Raw genomic sequence first — 14,598 nt, 5'->3', positions numbered from 1 at the left:
GTCTTTCCGGCCGGAAAGACCGCCCACCGGCGGGGTTCTCGGCACCGGAGCACTCACTTCAGTCCACCGAGACGAGCGGCGCGGGGTAGCCGGGGACGCCCGAGGGCAGTTTCCACGGCTCGTGGATCATCCGCTTCGGCAGCGCGGCGAGCTCGGGGACGTAGCGGCGGACGTACTCGCCGTCCGGGTCGTACCTCTTGGCCTGCCGGATGTGGTTGACGGGCCGGTTGGGCCGGGTGTCGTTGCCGGTCCCCGCGACCCACTGCCAGTTGCCGTAGTTGTTGGCCACGTCGCCGTCGAGCAGCCGCTCGAAGAAGTGGTCGGCCCCGACACGCCAGTCGACCCGCAGCCGCCTGACGAGGAACGAGCCCACGATCAGGCGGGCCCGGTTGTGCATCCAGCCCTCGGCGAGCATCTGCCGGATCCCGGCGTCCACGATGGGGATTCCGGTCATGCCCTCCTTCCACGCCTGCGCCGCGTGGTCGTCGTCGCGCCACTCGTGCCCGCGCGGGCGGTAGTCGTCCCGGTTGATCCGCGGGAAGGCCCGTGTCACCTGATGGAAGAAGTCCCGCCAGCACAGCTGCCTGACGAACTCGCCGGTGTCCCCGGCCTCCCCGGCCAGCGACTCCAGCTCCAGCGGCGAGACGCAGCCGAAGCGCAGGTAGGGGCTGAGCCTGGAGGTGCGGTTGCCCGCCATGTCGTCGTGGCCGTCGGCGTAGTCGTCCACGCAGTGTCTCAACCACTGCTCCATCCTCCGGCGCCCGACCGTCTCACCACCCCTGAACAGCTCGTACGTCTCATGCCCGGGTTCGGGTAACCTGCCGGGGCTCAGGGCCTCGGGGACACGGACCATACCGGGCGCCTTGAGCACCTCCCTGCGTGGTCGCCGGCTCCAGGCCCGCCAGTAGGGGGTGAAGACCCGGTAGTGGTCACCGCCGCCCGACGGCCTGAGCGCGTCCGGCGGCACGACCGTCAGGCCGGGGAAGGTGCGGAACTCCACCCCCGCGCGCTCGCACTCCGCCGCCAGGCGCCGCTGCCTGCGGCGCGCGAGGGCGCTGACGTCCATGGTGGCGTGGACCGCCCCGGCCCTCGACTCCCCCGCCAGGCGCATCGTCTCCGCGACCGGATCACCCCGGCGCACGACCAGCTCACCGCCCCGCTCACGGAGCGATCCGCGCAGGTCGGCGAGGCATTCGGCGAGAAATCCCAGGCGGTTGCCAGCGGGTATGTCGGGGTCGATGACGAAGAGTGGTATGACATGACGTGCGCGCTCGCACGCAGCGGCGAGCGCCGGGTGGTCGTGCACCCGGAGGTCGCGGCTGAACAAAACGATCACAGTATCGGTCACGTTTTCCTTTCGCCGGGTCACGCTCCGCCGGTTGCATCCGCCGGGGGCTCGGAACTCGAAGGAATGTCCAGGGAGCGACCGCTCGTGTCGCCTGTCACGCTGGTACGGCAGTAGCGGGCTTGAAATGGGATGAGATGGAAAAGCAGCGACAGGTGACCGCTGATGAGGAGCCGGGATACGGCATCGGCGCCGTCTCACGACGCCTCGGCGTGCCCGCCCCCACGCTGCGGACCTGGAACCTACGCTACGGCGTGGGCCCGAGCCGCCGGAGCCCCGGGGGGCATCGACGCTACGACACCCGCGACCTGTGGCGCCTGGAGGAGATGAACCGGCTCATCAGGAGCGGGGTTCCCCCCTCCGACGCGGCACGGGAGGTCCTGCGGGTCGAGACCGTCCCAGCGGCGGCTCCGGAGGTGAGCACCGAGGAGATCCCCTTCTTCCCCCTGGCGGAGCGGCCCGGCATCCCCACGGCGGCGATGCTGGCGCGGGCGGCGATGACGCTGGACAGCCGAACCGTCCACGACTGGATAGAGGCGTCGCTGGCCAGGCATGGCGTGCCGTGGACCTGGGAGCGGCTGGTGATGCCGGTCTTCGAGACGATCTGCGACCGCCAGGCCGAGAGCGGCGCGAGCGTCGAGATCGAGCATCTGTTCTCCGACCGGCTGCTGGCGGCGCTGATCCGGCTCACCGCACGCCCTGCCCGGCCGGTCAGCACCCGCCCTGTGCTGCTCGCCTGCGCCGAGGACGAGCAGCACAGCCTGCCGATCTACGCACTGGCCGCCACGCTGACCATCGACCACCAGGTGGAGACCCGGGTGCTGGGCGCCAGGACCCCGTACCCGGCGCTGGCGGACGCGATGCGCCGGTTGGGCCCCTCGGTGGTCTTCGTCTGGTCCCAGCTGCCCACCACCGGTGACCCCGCCCCGCTCGCGTCGCTGCCCGTGCTCCGCCCGCCGAGCCTGGTCGTCGCGGGCGGTATGGGCTGGCGGGAGGGACTGCCGACGTCGGTTCCCCACGTCACGTCGTTCCAGGACGCGCTCACCCGCGTCCTCGCCGCCCTGGCCTGAGCTCGGCCTTTCTGCCAGCGGGCCGGATCCCCCTTCTCCCTCCCGTTGATCGGCGTGCCACCGTGTCCTTGCTTGCGATCACGTCGACCGGCCAGATATGAATAGGTTTTGAATAAGTTTTCTCGGTGAGCGGAGGCGTCATGACGGACACCCTGAACATCCGGTTCGCCGAGGGCGACGATGCGGCCCTGGCCGAGTGCTTCCGCGCCCACGGCCCCCTCATCCGCTCCTACCTGCGGCGATTCGTACCGCAGCAGGAGATCGAGGATCTTCAGCAGGTGGTGTTCGCCGAGGTCTGGCGGTCACGGCACCGCTTCGACCCGGCCCGCAGCCTCCCCGCCTGGATGCTCGGCATCGCGCACAAGCGCGCGGTCGACCAGCTTCGGATGCGCACCCTGCGCACGGTGCCGCTGGACGTGGTGGCGGATCCGGCCGGCGACGACGGCAGGGTCGACGGTGACGGCATGGCCGAGCGCGACCAGGTGCGCCGGGCGCTGGCCAAGCTGCCCGAGTCACAGCGCCAGGCGATCGAACTGGCCTACTACGGCGACCTGACCCAGCGGGAGATCGCCGAGAGGCTGAGCGTCCCGCTCGGCACGGTCAAGGCCCGTACCGCCCGCGGTCTGCGCCGCCTGTCCGACATCCTCACCCCGGCCGCGGCGTGAACGGCTGTCATGGAGCGGATCTTCGCCCACCCCCGGCTCCGCGCGCGCTGCTGAAGAGCGACCGGCGCCCCCGGGACCCGGTGTCCTTCCACGCCCGGCACAAGATGTGGCTGCCGGCCCACCACCCCGCGGCCTACCGGCAGGCGGGGCGGGTGGTGGCTCAGGCGGGCGCCGGGTGACCGACTGAGCCTGTGGCCACCGCGGCGGTCAGCCGGGCGGATTCACTCTCACCACCGCGAGGGAGCGGGCGGGCAGGGACAGCTCCTCTCCCCGCACCGTCGCCGACGCCTCCGAGGCGAGCAGGATGTGGCCGGGCGCGGACCGTCCTGGCCCGAGCCTGACGGTGAGCGGGACCGGACCGAGGTTGGCCGCCACCCTGAGCCCTCCCCGGTGGACGACCAGCCAGGACTCGCCGTGGTCGACCCGGACCCGATCCAGTCTCGGGTCCGTCAGCTCGGGGTGTGCCCGGCGCAGCGCGATCAGGGCCCGGTACCAGTCGAGATGGGCCCGGTGGGCGTCGTCGTCCAGCTCGCTCCAGTCGAGCTTGGAGCGCAGGAACGTCAGCTCCTCGCCGGGGTCGGGGGCCTTCTCCGCCCAGTCGTCGTAGCCGAAGCCGACGAACTCCCGCCGCCGCCGGTCGGCCTCGCCCTCGCGCAGGTGCGGCTCGACGTGATCGGTGAAGAACAGGAACGGCGTGCGCGTGCCCCACTCCTCCCCCATGAACAGCATGGGGGTGAACGGCGAGGTCAGCAGGAGCCCGGCGGCCAGCCGGAGCGCCTCGGGCGCCAGCCGGTCGCCCTCCGCGCGGTTGCCGATCTGGTCGTGGTTCTGCGCACAGCAGACGAAGCGGTAGCCGGGCAGGTGGGCCGCCGACCGGCCGTGGGACCGCCCCCGGAAGGACGAGTAGGTCCCGTCGTGGTAGTAGGCGCGGGTCAGCACCTTGGGCAGTGCCCCGTAGAAGTCGTCGTAGTAGCCGTGCCGCTCCCCGCTCACCGCCACGTGCAGGGCGTGGTGGACATCGTCGTTCCAGGCGGCCGCCAGACCGTACCCCCCGGCCTCGCGGGGGGTCATCAGCCGGGGGTCGTTGAGGTCGGACTCGGCGATGAGGGTCAGCGGCCTGCCCACGGCCGCCGACAGCGCCTCCGTCTCGGCGGCGATCTCCTCCAGCAGGTGGACGGCCCGGTCGTCGCGCAGGGCGTGCACGGCGTCCAGTCGCAGACCGTCGATGTGGTAGTCGCGCAGCCACTGCATCGCGTTGCCGACGAAGTAGGCGCGCACCTCGTCGGAGCCGGGGCCGTCCAGGTTGACCGCCTGCCCCCAGAAGGAGGAGGCGCTGGAGTGGAAGTAGGGGCCGAAGGGGGCGAGGAAGTTGCCCGAGGGGCCGAGATGGTTGTAGACGACGTCGAGGATCACCCCGAGCCCGCGCCGGTGGCAGGCGTCCACGAGGCGCTTGAGCCCGTCGGGGCCGCCGTAGTTGTCGGTGACGGCCCACAGGTCCACGCCGTCGTAGCCCCAGTTGCGCCCGCCGGGCACCGGCGGCACCGGCATGATCTCCACGAAGTCGACGCCGAGCTCCGCCAGGTGTTCCAGCCTGCCGATCGCCGCGTCGAAGGTGCCCTCGGGGGTGAAGGTGCCGATGTGCAGCTCGTAGATGACCGAGCCCGGCAGGTCACGCCCCCGCCACAGGGCGTCCCCCCACTCGAAGCGGTCGTGGTCGTAGACCCGGCTCGGGCCGAAGATCCCCTCCGGCTGCCAGCGGGTACGGGGATCGGGCAGCGCCTCGCCCCCGTCCAGCCGGAACCGGTAGTCGGTACCGTGCCCGGCACCGGGCACCTCCGCGGACCACCAGCCGCCGCCCGCGGACGACATCGGGTGGCGGACCTCGCCGATCTCCACGTCCACCGCCGTCGCCCGTGGCGCCCAGACCTCGAACATGGGTCAGTCCCTTTCCAGGAGTGCGACGGGGTGGACCGAGAGCAGGTGGGCGAGCGGGATCCTGCCGGTGTGCTCGACACCGGAGAGCAGGTCCCGCCAGGTACCGTGCGGCAGGGTGAGCGTGCTGCTTCCCCAGCCGCCGCGCCGCTCCAGGCCGACCGGCAGCCGGGTGGCCACCGCCACCGCCCGCTCCCCCCTGGCGAAGGCGATCGCGTGCTCTCCGGCCTCGATCGGGACGTACGGTGCCGCGGGGTCCAGCCTCCGCCGCAGGTCCAGCGCCCGGCTGGTGACCGCCAGCTTGGCCTCGTCCCATGACAGGCCCTCGGTGGCGGGACTCGGGTGTGCCTGCTCCGGGTGGGCCTGGCTCGCGTGAGCCTGGGCCGCCGAGAGCATCCGGCGGCGCAGCGGGAAGTCGACCGGGCGGCGGTTGTCCGGGTCGACCAGGGAGAAGTCGGTGATCTCGTTGCCCCAGTAGAGGTCGGGCACGCCGGGCAGCATGAGCTGGACGAGCTTCTGGCCCAGCGAGTTGGACCTGGCGTACGGCTCGATCCGCGCGGTGAACTCCTTGATCGAGGCGCCGCACTCCTCGACGGCCCGGGCGACGAAGTCGCGGATGCCGCGCTCGTAGGCCGGGTCGGGGGTGGCCCAGGAGATCGAGGTCTTGGCCTCGCGGGCCGCCTTGAACAGGTAGTCGAAGAACCTGTCGGGGCCGATCGGCCAGGAGGCCATCAGGTTCTGCCAGGCCAGGTAGTCCAGGGCCGGGTCGAAGGAGACTTTCGAGGACCACTCGCCGACCGCCGCCGCCCACTCCTCCGGAAGCTCGGACAGCACGGCCAGCCGGGCCCGCACGTCCTCCGAGCGCTTGGTGTCGTGGGTGGACAGCGTCGTCATCGTGCCCGGCGGCATCCGTCGGCAGAACGCGTGGAACTCCTCGATCGGCTCGCCGAACCTGTCGGGCTCGCCGCCCACCTCGTTCAGGCAGGACAGCGGGTACCAGCGGTAGAGGGCGGTGTCCTCCACCCCCTTGGCCATCACCGGGCCGCAGGTCTGCTGGAAGCGGGCGACCGCCTCGGCGGGCCCGGCCAGCACCCGCTGGACGACCTCCGCCACCGGAGCGCCCTCGGGCAGCCGCCCCGCGGCGACCTGTCCGGCCTCCTCGACGATCTGGGCCGAGACCTCGGGCACCGGCTCGCCCGGCACCACGTAGGCCCGGTAGACCGGCATCGCGGCGAGCAGCTCCACCAGCGTCCGACGGTCGGAGCCGACGACGGCGTGCAACCTGTCGATCTCCGAGGCGAAGAACAGGCTCAGCACCTCCGCCTTGGACTCGCGGACCACCGTGGCGTAGCCGGCGGGCATGCCGGTCTGCAGGGTGAACAGCTCCACCAGCGGCTCTTTTCCCGCCGGGTCGACGAACAGCCCGGTGATCCGGTTGAGCACCTCGTAGCCGGTGGTCCCGTCGCACTCCCAGTCCGCGGGCAGCCGTTCGGAGCCGATCAGGATCTTCTCCGCCACGGTCCACACGCCCGAGGCGGCGCGCAGCCGCGACAGGTAGCCGCGCGGCTCGGCGAGCCCGTCGGGGTGATCCACCCGCAGCCCCTGGATGATCCCCTCCCGGACCAGCGAGAGGATGACGGCGTGCGTGGCGTCGAACACCTCCGGGTCCTCCACCCGCAGCCCGATCAGCGAGGACACGTCGAAGAACCGGCGGTAGCCGGGCCCGCGCCGCCAGTCGACCAGCCGGTAGTTGGTGTCCGGCAGCGGGAAGACGTGGTCGTGGTAGCGCAGCACGTCACCATCGGCCACCACCTCCCCCGAGTCGCCGAGCACCGGCATGTTCACCTTGCCGTCGCCGCCGGCCCAGTCGATGTCGAACCAGGACGCGTACGGCGACTTCTGCCCCTCGGCGAGCACCGACCACAGTTGCGCGTTGCCCGACTCCGGCACCGGGACCGTCATGTGGTTGGGCACGATGTCGACGACGATGCCGATCCCGTGCTGGGCGAGCGTCGCCGACATCGCCCGCAGTCCCTCGACCCCGCCGAACTCCGCGCGGACGCGCGAGTGGTCGGTCACGTCGTAGCCGTGCCGCGACTCCGGCACGGCCTGCAGGATCGGCGACAGGTAGACGTGGCTCACCCCCAGGTCCCGCAGGTACGGGGCCAGCTCGGCCACCTTGTCGAACCCGAAGTCGGGGGTCAGCTGGAGCCGGTAGGTCGAGACCGGCACCTCGTAGGAGCCGGGCGAGGGCGGCGGCTCGGGTACCTCCTCGGGGAGCTCCGCCGGCTCTGGCACGTCCTCGCCGAACAGTGCCGCCCCGGGGTCCGGCAGAACCTCGCCATGGGCGACCTGCGGCGGGATCACACCGGGCACCGGCTCTCGCGGTACGACAGTGGGCACCGGCTCGGGCGGGACCACAGTGGGCGCGGGCTCCAGGGGAGCGGGCTCGGGGGTGGGTTGCGTGATGGGCTCAGACACGGCGCAACACCCTCACCGAGCGGCCGACCACCGGCACGCTCTCTCCGGCCCGGCAGACCCGGGTGTCAACCGTGATCGGCATCGCCGTGTCGATCTCTGTCAGCCACATCTCACCGTAGTCCTTCGGAAGGGTGAACTTGATGACGTCGTGGTGGGCGTTGAACAGCAGCAGGAACGAGTCGTCGACGATCTGCCGCCCCCTGCGGTCGGGCTCGGTGATGGCCTCACCGTTCAGGAAGACGGCCAGCGACCTGGCGTAGCCAACGTTCCAGTCGGCATCGGTCATCTTCTCCCCTCTCGGAGTGAGCCAGGCGATGTCGCTGAGGTTCTCCTCGGAGCCTCGTACGGGCCGCCCGTAGAAGAACCTGCGCCGCCGGAAGACCGGGTGGTCGGCGCGGAGCTTGGCCAGCCGCCGGGTGAAATCGAGCAGCAGCCAGTTCTCCCTGACGTCGGACCAGTCGACCCAGCTCAGTTCGTTGTCCTGGCAGTACACGTTGTTGTTGCCCCGCTGGGTGCGGCCCAACTCGTCGCCGTGGGAAATCATCGGAACGCCCTGGGACAGGAAAAGAGTGGTCAGGAAGTTGCGCTTCTGCTGCTCGCGCAGGGACTCGACGGCCAGCGGGGCGGGCCCCTCCTCACCGCAGTTCCAGGAGCGGTTGTCGTCGGTGCCGTCCCGGTTGTCCTCACCGTTGGCCTCGTTGTGCTTGCCGTTGTAGGAGACGAGATCCTGCAGGGTGAACCCGTCGTGGCAGGTGACGAAGTTGATGGAGGCGGCGGGGCGGCGGCTGTCGTCCTGGTAGAGGTCGCTGGAGCCGGTCAGCCTGGAGGCGAACTCGGGCAGCGAGGCGGGCTCACCCCGCCACAGGTCGCGGATCGTGTCGCGGTACATGCCGTTCCACTCGGTCCACCTGGCGGGGAAGTTGCCCACCTGGTAGCCGCCGGGGCCGACGTCCCACGGCTCGGCGATCAGCTTGACCTGTGACAGCACCGGATCCTGCTGGACCAGGTCGAAGAAGGCGCTCAGCCGGTCGACCTCGTGCAGCTCCCGCGCCAGCGTCGCGGCCAGGTCGAACCTGAAACCGTCCACGTGCATCTCGATGACCCAGTAGCGGAGCGAATCCATGATCATTTGAAGCACGTGCGGGGAGCGCATGAACAGGCTGTTGCCGGTGCCCGTGGTGTCCAGGTAGTACCGCCTGTCGTCGTCGACCAGACGGTAGTAGTCGGCGTTGTCGATGCCCCGCATGCTCAGCGTCGGGCCCAGGTGGTTGCCCTCGGCCGTGTGGTTGTAGACCACGTCGAGGATGACCTCGATGTTCGCCTCGTGCAGGGCCTTGACCATGGCCTTGAACTCCAGCACCTGCCCGCCGCGCTGCCCGGTGCTGGAGTAGGCGTTGTGCGGGGCGAAGAACCCGATGCTGTTGTAGCCCCAGTAGTTCGTCAGCCCCCGCTCGACGAGGACGTGGTCGGTGACGAACTGGTGCACCGGCATGAGCTCGATCGCCGTCACCCCGAGCGCGGTCAGGTGATCGATGATCTCCGGATGCCCGATCGCCGCGTAGCTGCCCCGGATCCGCTCGGGGATCTTCGGGTGGTTGATCGTCAGCCCCTTGACGTGCGCCTCGTAGATCACCGTGTTGTGGTACGGGGTGCTCGGCGGCCGGTCGTGCCCCCAGCCGAAGAACGGGTTGATCACGATGGAGCGCGGCACGAACGCGGCCGAGTCCGCGTCGTTACGGCTCTCCGGATCGCCGAAGCGGTAGTCGTACACCGCCTCGTCCCAGTTCACGTCCCCCTCGATCGCCTTGGCGTAGGGATCGAGCAGGAGCTTGGCCGGATTGCACCGCTGTCCCCTCCGCGGGTCGTACGGGCCGTGCACGCGGTAGCCGTACCGCTGCCCGGGACCGACGCCGGGTAGGTAGCCGTGCCAGACGAAGCCCTCGCACTCGGTGAAGGTGACTCGTGTCTCCCGGTTCTCCTCGTCGAACAGGCACAGCTCGACGCGTTCGGCGGCCTCGGTGAAAAGCGCGAAGTTGGTCCCCGCGCCGTCGTAGGTGGCCCCGAGAGGATAGGGATCACCCGGCCAGATCTCGATCATTGCACCGCCCTTCAGCGGTGAACAGATATGCCCCGTCTCAGCCTGGACATGCGCACATCTCCATTCCTGCAAGAGTGATCTCGGAGTTGCCCGACGGCATGCCTGGACGGGCCGGGGTCAGGCCGGGCGGAGCTCATGGGCCAGCGCGCGGATCGCGGGTTCGTACACGCGCAGCCCCGCCCCGGCGGCGAACGCCTCCGCCGCCCGCAGGTGGGCCCCGGCCCGCTCCTCGTCACCGTCGAGCAGGGCCAGCCGGGCCAGGCACAGGTCGGTCAGCGACCAGCCGAGCAGCCGTCCCGCGTTCGGGGCGAGCCTGCGGTACAGGAGCTTCCCCGCGACCCCGTCGCCGAGCGCCGCGCAGATCTCGCTGACGGCGTCCGGTACGAACCGGTAGGCCAGCTCGGGGCCGAGTGCCGCGAAGCCGTCGCGGGCGAGTTCGGCGAAGTCCTCCCGCGCCTCGTCCGCCCTGCCCAGGTCGATCAGGGCCAGGCAGCGCAGGAGCCGCCAGGGGATCTGCCCCGGACGGTGGGCGAGCATCTCATCGGAGAGCGCGAGCGCCTCGCCCGCCGCCCCCGCCGCCCGCAGCGAGAGGAAGCGGAACGTCTCCCGCCGCAGCAGCGCGTCGCCCCTGCCCAGCGCGCCCTCCGGGTGAGCCGCGCCGGACGCGTCGGCCGCGGCGAGCGCGTCCGCGAACCGCCCGGCCAGGTAGGCGTGGACCGCGCTCTGCCAGGCGGCCAGGCTGACCGCCGAGGGGAGCCGGAGCCTCTCCGCGCTCTCCCGCAGCCAGGCCAGCAGCTCCGCGGCGGGGCCTGCGGCGCCCTGGGCGTTCAGCTCGACGTACTCGTTCTCCCTGCCGATCCACTCGGTGGCCAGGTCGCCGGTGCGGCGGCCGATGTCCACGATCTCGGCGACGACCGCCCGCCGGTGGTCGTGGTCGTGGCCGGACCGCAGCAGGATCTCCAGGGCGATCAGCGTCCTGGACAGGGTCCGGTCCTCCCCGGCGCGGCGGGCCAGCCGCACCGCCTCCTCCGCCATCGCCACGCTCCGCTCGACCGGCCGGCCGGTGGAGCCGGTCAGCGCGACGGCGGCGAGCAGCTGGGCCCGCCACGGCGAGCCCTCTGCGAGGTCGGAGGCGAGCACCCGGTCGATGCGCTCGGCCAGCCTGTCGATCCCGGTCATCTCCTCGTACATGGCCAGATAGATCGGGTTGGAGAATCCCAGCACCGCCCTGGCCAGCCGGTTGTCGTCGCCGAGCCCTTCGGCGGCCTGCGCGGCGGCCTCCAGCGAGGCGTGGGCCGCGCTGCTCATCCCCGCGGCCGCCTGTGCCTCGGCCAGGTCCAGCAGCAGATCGCAGCGGAGCGCGCCGTCGGATCCGGGCAGCCGGTCGATCATCGCGATCGCCCGTTCCAGGCCCTCCACCGCGTCCTCGTGGGCGAACTGCGCGGTCGCCTGGGCCGCCGCGCGCCGGGTGTAGCCGATGGCCCTGCCCGCCATCGCAGGGGTCAGCAGGCCCTCGCGACAGTGGTGGGCGATCTCGGTCAGCCGCGTCCCGCTCCGCTCCTCCAGCACCTCCGCGATCCGCGCGTGCAGCCTCCTGCGGCGTAGCGGCGGCAGTGCCTCGCGCAGCACGTCGCGGACGATGTCGTGGACGAACCGGCAGCTCGGCCCCTCCCCCTCGACCAGCAGCCGGGCACCCACCGCGGCGTCGACGATGTCGAGAACCCGCCCCTCGGGCAACTCCGCCACGCGCGTCAGGATGTCGGTCGCCGCCTCCCTGCCCAGCAGCGCCGCGACGGTCAGCACCTCCTCGGTGTCGGGCGGCAGGTGGGCCATCCGGCCGCGCACCACGTCCGAGAGCGCCTCGGGGGTCTCCCCCAGCTGTAGCACCTCGCCCAGGAAGAACGGGTTGCCCGCGGTCAGCCTGCCCATCTCCCCGGCCCGCCCCGGGTCGGCGCCCGCCCGTCCCAGATACTCGCGGATCTCCTCCTCCGCCAGACCGCACAGCAGGAGCCGCCGCACGTGCGGCAGCCGGAGCAGCACGCCGAGGGTGTGCTCCAGCGGCTCGCCGGGGCGCACGTCGGTGTCGCGGTACGTGGCCACGACCGTCAGCTCCGGGCAGAGCCGGGTGGAGGCCAGGAACTCCAGCAGCCGCAGCGAGGAGGTGTCCGCCCATTGGAGGTCGTCGAGGACCACCAGCACCCGGCCGTGCTCGTTCAGCAGCCGGGCGAACGCCTCGTACAACTCGAACTGCCCGGCCGGCCCCTCTTGTCCAGCCTGCCCGGTCCCGCTCCCGCTCCCGCTCCCGGTCCCGGCTCTGGCTCTGGCTCCGGCGAGTTGCGCCAGTTCGCCGTCCCTGCCGACCAGGTCCTGCACCGCCTGCGTCCAGGGCCAGAAGGGGGGCGCGCCGGTGCCGTCCCAGCAGCGGCCCCACACCACCCGCCGGCCCCGCGCCCGCGCGACGTCGGCTGCGTACTCGGCGAGGCTGGTCTTGCCGATGCCCGGCTCCCCGGCGAGCAGCACCACCCGGTGCCCGTCTCCGGTGACCGCCCGCTCCAGCACCCCGGCCTCCGCCTGCCGGCCCACCAGCCAGGTGCCATTCTCCAGCCCGGCCGGCTCCGCCGCCCCTGCCGCCCGCTCGGCACCGGTCGCCTCCGCCACGACGGCTGTCTTTCCCGCGTGCTTCGCCGTGTGCCTGGGCCGCAGCGCGGGATCCTGCCCGAGGATGCGCCGCTCCATCTCCCTCGACCGGGGGTCGGGCTCCAGCCCCAGGTCCTCCATCAGCAACCGGCGTCCCTCGGCGAGCAGGCCGAGCGCGTCCGCCTGCCGTCCCGCCTGGTAGAGCGCGTGGGCGGCGAGCGTCCGCAGCCGCTCCCTGAACGGATGGGCGGCGACCAGCTTGGCCAGCCCGCTCGTCACCGCCGCTCCCCGGCTGAGCGCGAGCTCCGCCTCGGCCAGGTCCTCCTCGATCGTCAGCCGCAGCTCGACCAGGTGCGCGCGCTCCTCCGCCGCCCAGAAGGACTCCGCGAGACCGTCAAGCGGTTCTCCGCTCCACTCCCCCAGGGCCAGCCGCAGCTCCCGCACCGCCCCCTCGTGATCTCCCGCCGCGCCCAGGCTCCTGCCCTCGGCCACCTGCCTCCGCACCCTGCCCAGATCGATCGCGGCGGCGGGGACGTCCAGGACATAGCCTCCCGGCCTGCTGGCCAGGACCTTCGGGGGCACCTCTCTCGGCCTGCCCGGCTCTAAGACGCGACGGAGTTTGGAGACGTACGCCTGCACGGTGTTGAGCGCCCCCGGAGGAGGGGCGTCCTCCCATAAGGCGTCGATCATCCGGTTCGGCCCGACCGGTCGCGGGGCCGCGAGGACGCATATCGCCAGCACCAGCCGCTGCTGGTAGGGGCCGATGTCCAGTACCGCCCCGCTGTCGGCGATCACCTCGACCGGGCCAAGCACACGAAAGTCCATCCGGCCACCTCGCTCGCGAACTGCGCCGATATTAACCTTTCACACCAGCTGTCCCGTCCAACCCGTAACAGTCCCGAGGCTTCCAGCTCCGCATATTCTCAATCGGACGCGTTACCCTCCGTCCAGACCACCCATCAGGGGGTTCCGGTGGACTGCCGGAAAACAGCGGAGCTCTGGTCGCCGCCCTCCCCGGGCAGCGGCCCTTCTTTACGAGTGGAGGACATGAGGAATGGGTGGATTCAAGAAGTTCCTGCTGAGAGGGAACCTCGTCGAGCTGGCCGTGGCGGTCGTGATCGGGGCGACCTTCAGCGGGCTGGTGCAGGCTCTGGTCAAGGACCTCATCACGCCGTTGATCGGGGCGGTCACCGGCGGCCGGGAGCCGGACTTCTCGGATTACGTGTTCACCGTCAACGGCGCCAAGTTCATGTACGGCGACTTCATCAACCACCTGCTGAGCTTCCTGATCATCGCCGCGGTCATCTACTGGCTCGTCGTGATGCCGATGACCCGGCTGATCGGCTACTTCGACCGGAACAAGGAGGCCACCGAGAAGGAATGCCCGGAGTGCCTCAGCGACATCCCGGTCGCTGCCAGGCGCTGCGCGTTCTGCACCGCGGTGCTGTCGGAGATCCCCATCGCCGACAGGCCCCCGGCGTAGGCGTCTTCTTCTCCGGGGCGGTACGGCCTTCCGGTCGGCCGGGAGAATCCTTCGGAGGACAATGAAAGCGTGAGCTTCGAACTGGCCGTCTGGCACGAGCCCAAGCCGATCACCAGGGAACACGCTGAGAACGTCTTCCATACGTTCCGTCATGGAAAGCCGCATGGCGCGAGCCCCCGCCCCGAATCGGGGGCTCCCCACTCCGGGGAGCAAGAGCCCGCGGAGACCCACCCGGGGGTGGCGGCGTTCGTCGAGCGGCTTCCCGAGGCCGAGCCGCTCTCCGCGGCCTTCGCCCTGGTGACCGTGGACCTGGAACGGGCCGACGAGGTGGCGTCCGAGGTCTTCGCCCTGGCCGCCGAGTGCGGACTGGTCTGCTACGACCCGCAGCGCGGCCTGGTGCACAACCTGTCTCCACGAGGCGTCTATCCCACCATGGAGATGCGTACCGGCGACGGGATGATCGTGGTCGGTCCCGACCTTCAGCTCATCTCCGACGCGCTCGCCACCATGTCACCGCAGAACCCGTTCACGGCACTGGTCGTGTTCGGCGAGCACTTCGTGCAGAGTTCCCCGGAGATCTCGGGCTACGAGCTGGAGTACAAGGACAGCGTCCGGGACCGGATGTTCCGCACCCATGTTCCCGACCTGGAGGCGGTTCAGACTGCTTTCACCGAGTACGCCACTGGGGAGCGCGCTTTCCTGGAGCGGCACGACTGGCGTCTCGTCTGACTCGTTCGGGTACGCGGGTTGTTCGCCGTGCCCGCTGCGCGGCTTGCTCACCGTGCCCGCTGCGGTGGGCGGGTGTTCCGGCCGGCCGTCTTGGTTGCCGTCTGGTGATTCCGGCCTCCGGCCTGCTCGGGCGCGGTGGTTGCGGGCTCTTTTTACGC

The 14,598-nt window shown here is 71.1% G+C and carries 9 protein-coding genes; 4 read left to right on the top strand and 5 right to left on the bottom strand.

What is annotated here, in order from left to right:
- Positions 1–58 precede the first annotated feature (58 nt).
- The gene (locus ABZ260_RS31125) at positions 59–1,348 is read right to left on the bottom strand and encodes a deoxyribodipyrimidine photo-lyase (protein ID WP_355624952.1); all 1,290 of its coding nucleotides are present in this window, start codon (positions 1,346–1,348) and stop codon (positions 59–61) included.
- Positions 1,349–1,500: 152 nt separating this feature from the next.
- On the opposite strand from ABZ260_RS31125, the gene ABZ260_RS31120 reads away from it, so the two are divergent.
- Positions 1,501–2,415: a MerR family transcriptional regulator gene (locus ABZ260_RS31120; RefSeq protein ID WP_355624950.1), complete on the top strand. Its 915-nt coding sequence runs from the start codon at positions 1,501–1,503 to the stop codon at positions 2,413–2,415.
- 140 nt (positions 2,416–2,555) lie between these two features.
- Positions 2,556–3,080 carry a sigma-70 family RNA polymerase sigma factor gene (locus ABZ260_RS31115; RefSeq protein WP_355624948.1) on the top strand — a complete coding sequence of 175 codons (525 nt, stop codon included), beginning with the start codon at positions 2,556–2,558 and terminating at the stop codon, positions 3,078–3,080.
- A 207-nt stretch (positions 3,081–3,287) separates the two neighbouring features.
- On the opposite strand, the gene treZ is transcribed toward ABZ260_RS31115, so the two are convergent.
- The 4 genes from treZ to ABZ260_RS31095 form a co-directional block, all read right to left on the bottom strand.
- On the bottom strand, positions 3,288–5,015 hold the full coding sequence (gene treZ / locus ABZ260_RS31110) for a malto-oligosyltrehalose trehalohydrolase (protein ID WP_355624946.1): 1,728 nt from the start codon (positions 5,013–5,015) through the stop codon (positions 3,288–3,290).
- A 3-nt stretch (positions 5,016–5,018) separates the two neighbouring features.
- On the bottom strand, positions 5,019–7,493 hold the full coding sequence (gene treY / locus ABZ260_RS31105; RefSeq protein ID WP_355624944.1) for a malto-oligosyltrehalose synthase: 2,475 nt from the start codon (positions 7,491–7,493) through the stop codon (positions 5,019–5,021).
- Entirely contained in the window at positions 7,486–9,591 is a 2,106-nt protein-coding gene (gene glgX / locus ABZ260_RS31100) for a glycogen debranching protein GlgX (RefSeq protein ID WP_350966062.1), read from the bottom strand. Before glgX ends, treY begins: the two co-directional genes overlap by 8 nt.
- 117 nt (positions 9,592–9,708) lie before the next feature.
- The gene (locus tag ABZ260_RS31095; protein WP_355624942.1) at positions 9,709–13,053 is read right to left on the bottom strand and encodes a BTAD domain-containing putative transcriptional regulator; all 3,345 of its coding nucleotides are present in this window, start codon (positions 13,051–13,053) and stop codon (positions 9,709–9,711) included.
- A gap of 229 nt (positions 13,054–13,282) precedes the next feature.
- On the opposite strand from ABZ260_RS31095, the gene mscL reads away from it, so the two are divergent.
- Both mscL and ABZ260_RS31085 read left to right on the top strand, forming a co-directional pair.
- Positions 13,283–13,711, top strand: a complete 429-nt coding sequence (mscL, locus tag ABZ260_RS31090; protein ID WP_355624940.1) for a large conductance mechanosensitive channel protein MscL — start codon at positions 13,283–13,285, stop codon at positions 13,709–13,711.
- Between the two features lie 69 nt (positions 13,712–13,780).
- Positions 13,781–14,440 (top strand): hypothetical protein, encoded by a 660-nt coding sequence (locus ABZ260_RS31085; RefSeq protein ID WP_355624938.1) that lies wholly within the window; start codon positions 13,781–13,783, stop codon positions 14,438–14,440.
- Positions 14,441–14,598: the final 158 nt, after the last annotated feature.

Origin of the sequence: Streptosporangium sp. NPDC006013 (assembly GCF_040614275.1) — a bacterium.
Lineage (GTDB): Bacteria > Actinomycetota > Actinomycetes > Streptosporangiales > Streptosporangiaceae > Streptosporangium.
Note: the sequence above shows the minus strand (reverse complement) of the source record. Positions and strands in the feature narration are given on the sequence as shown.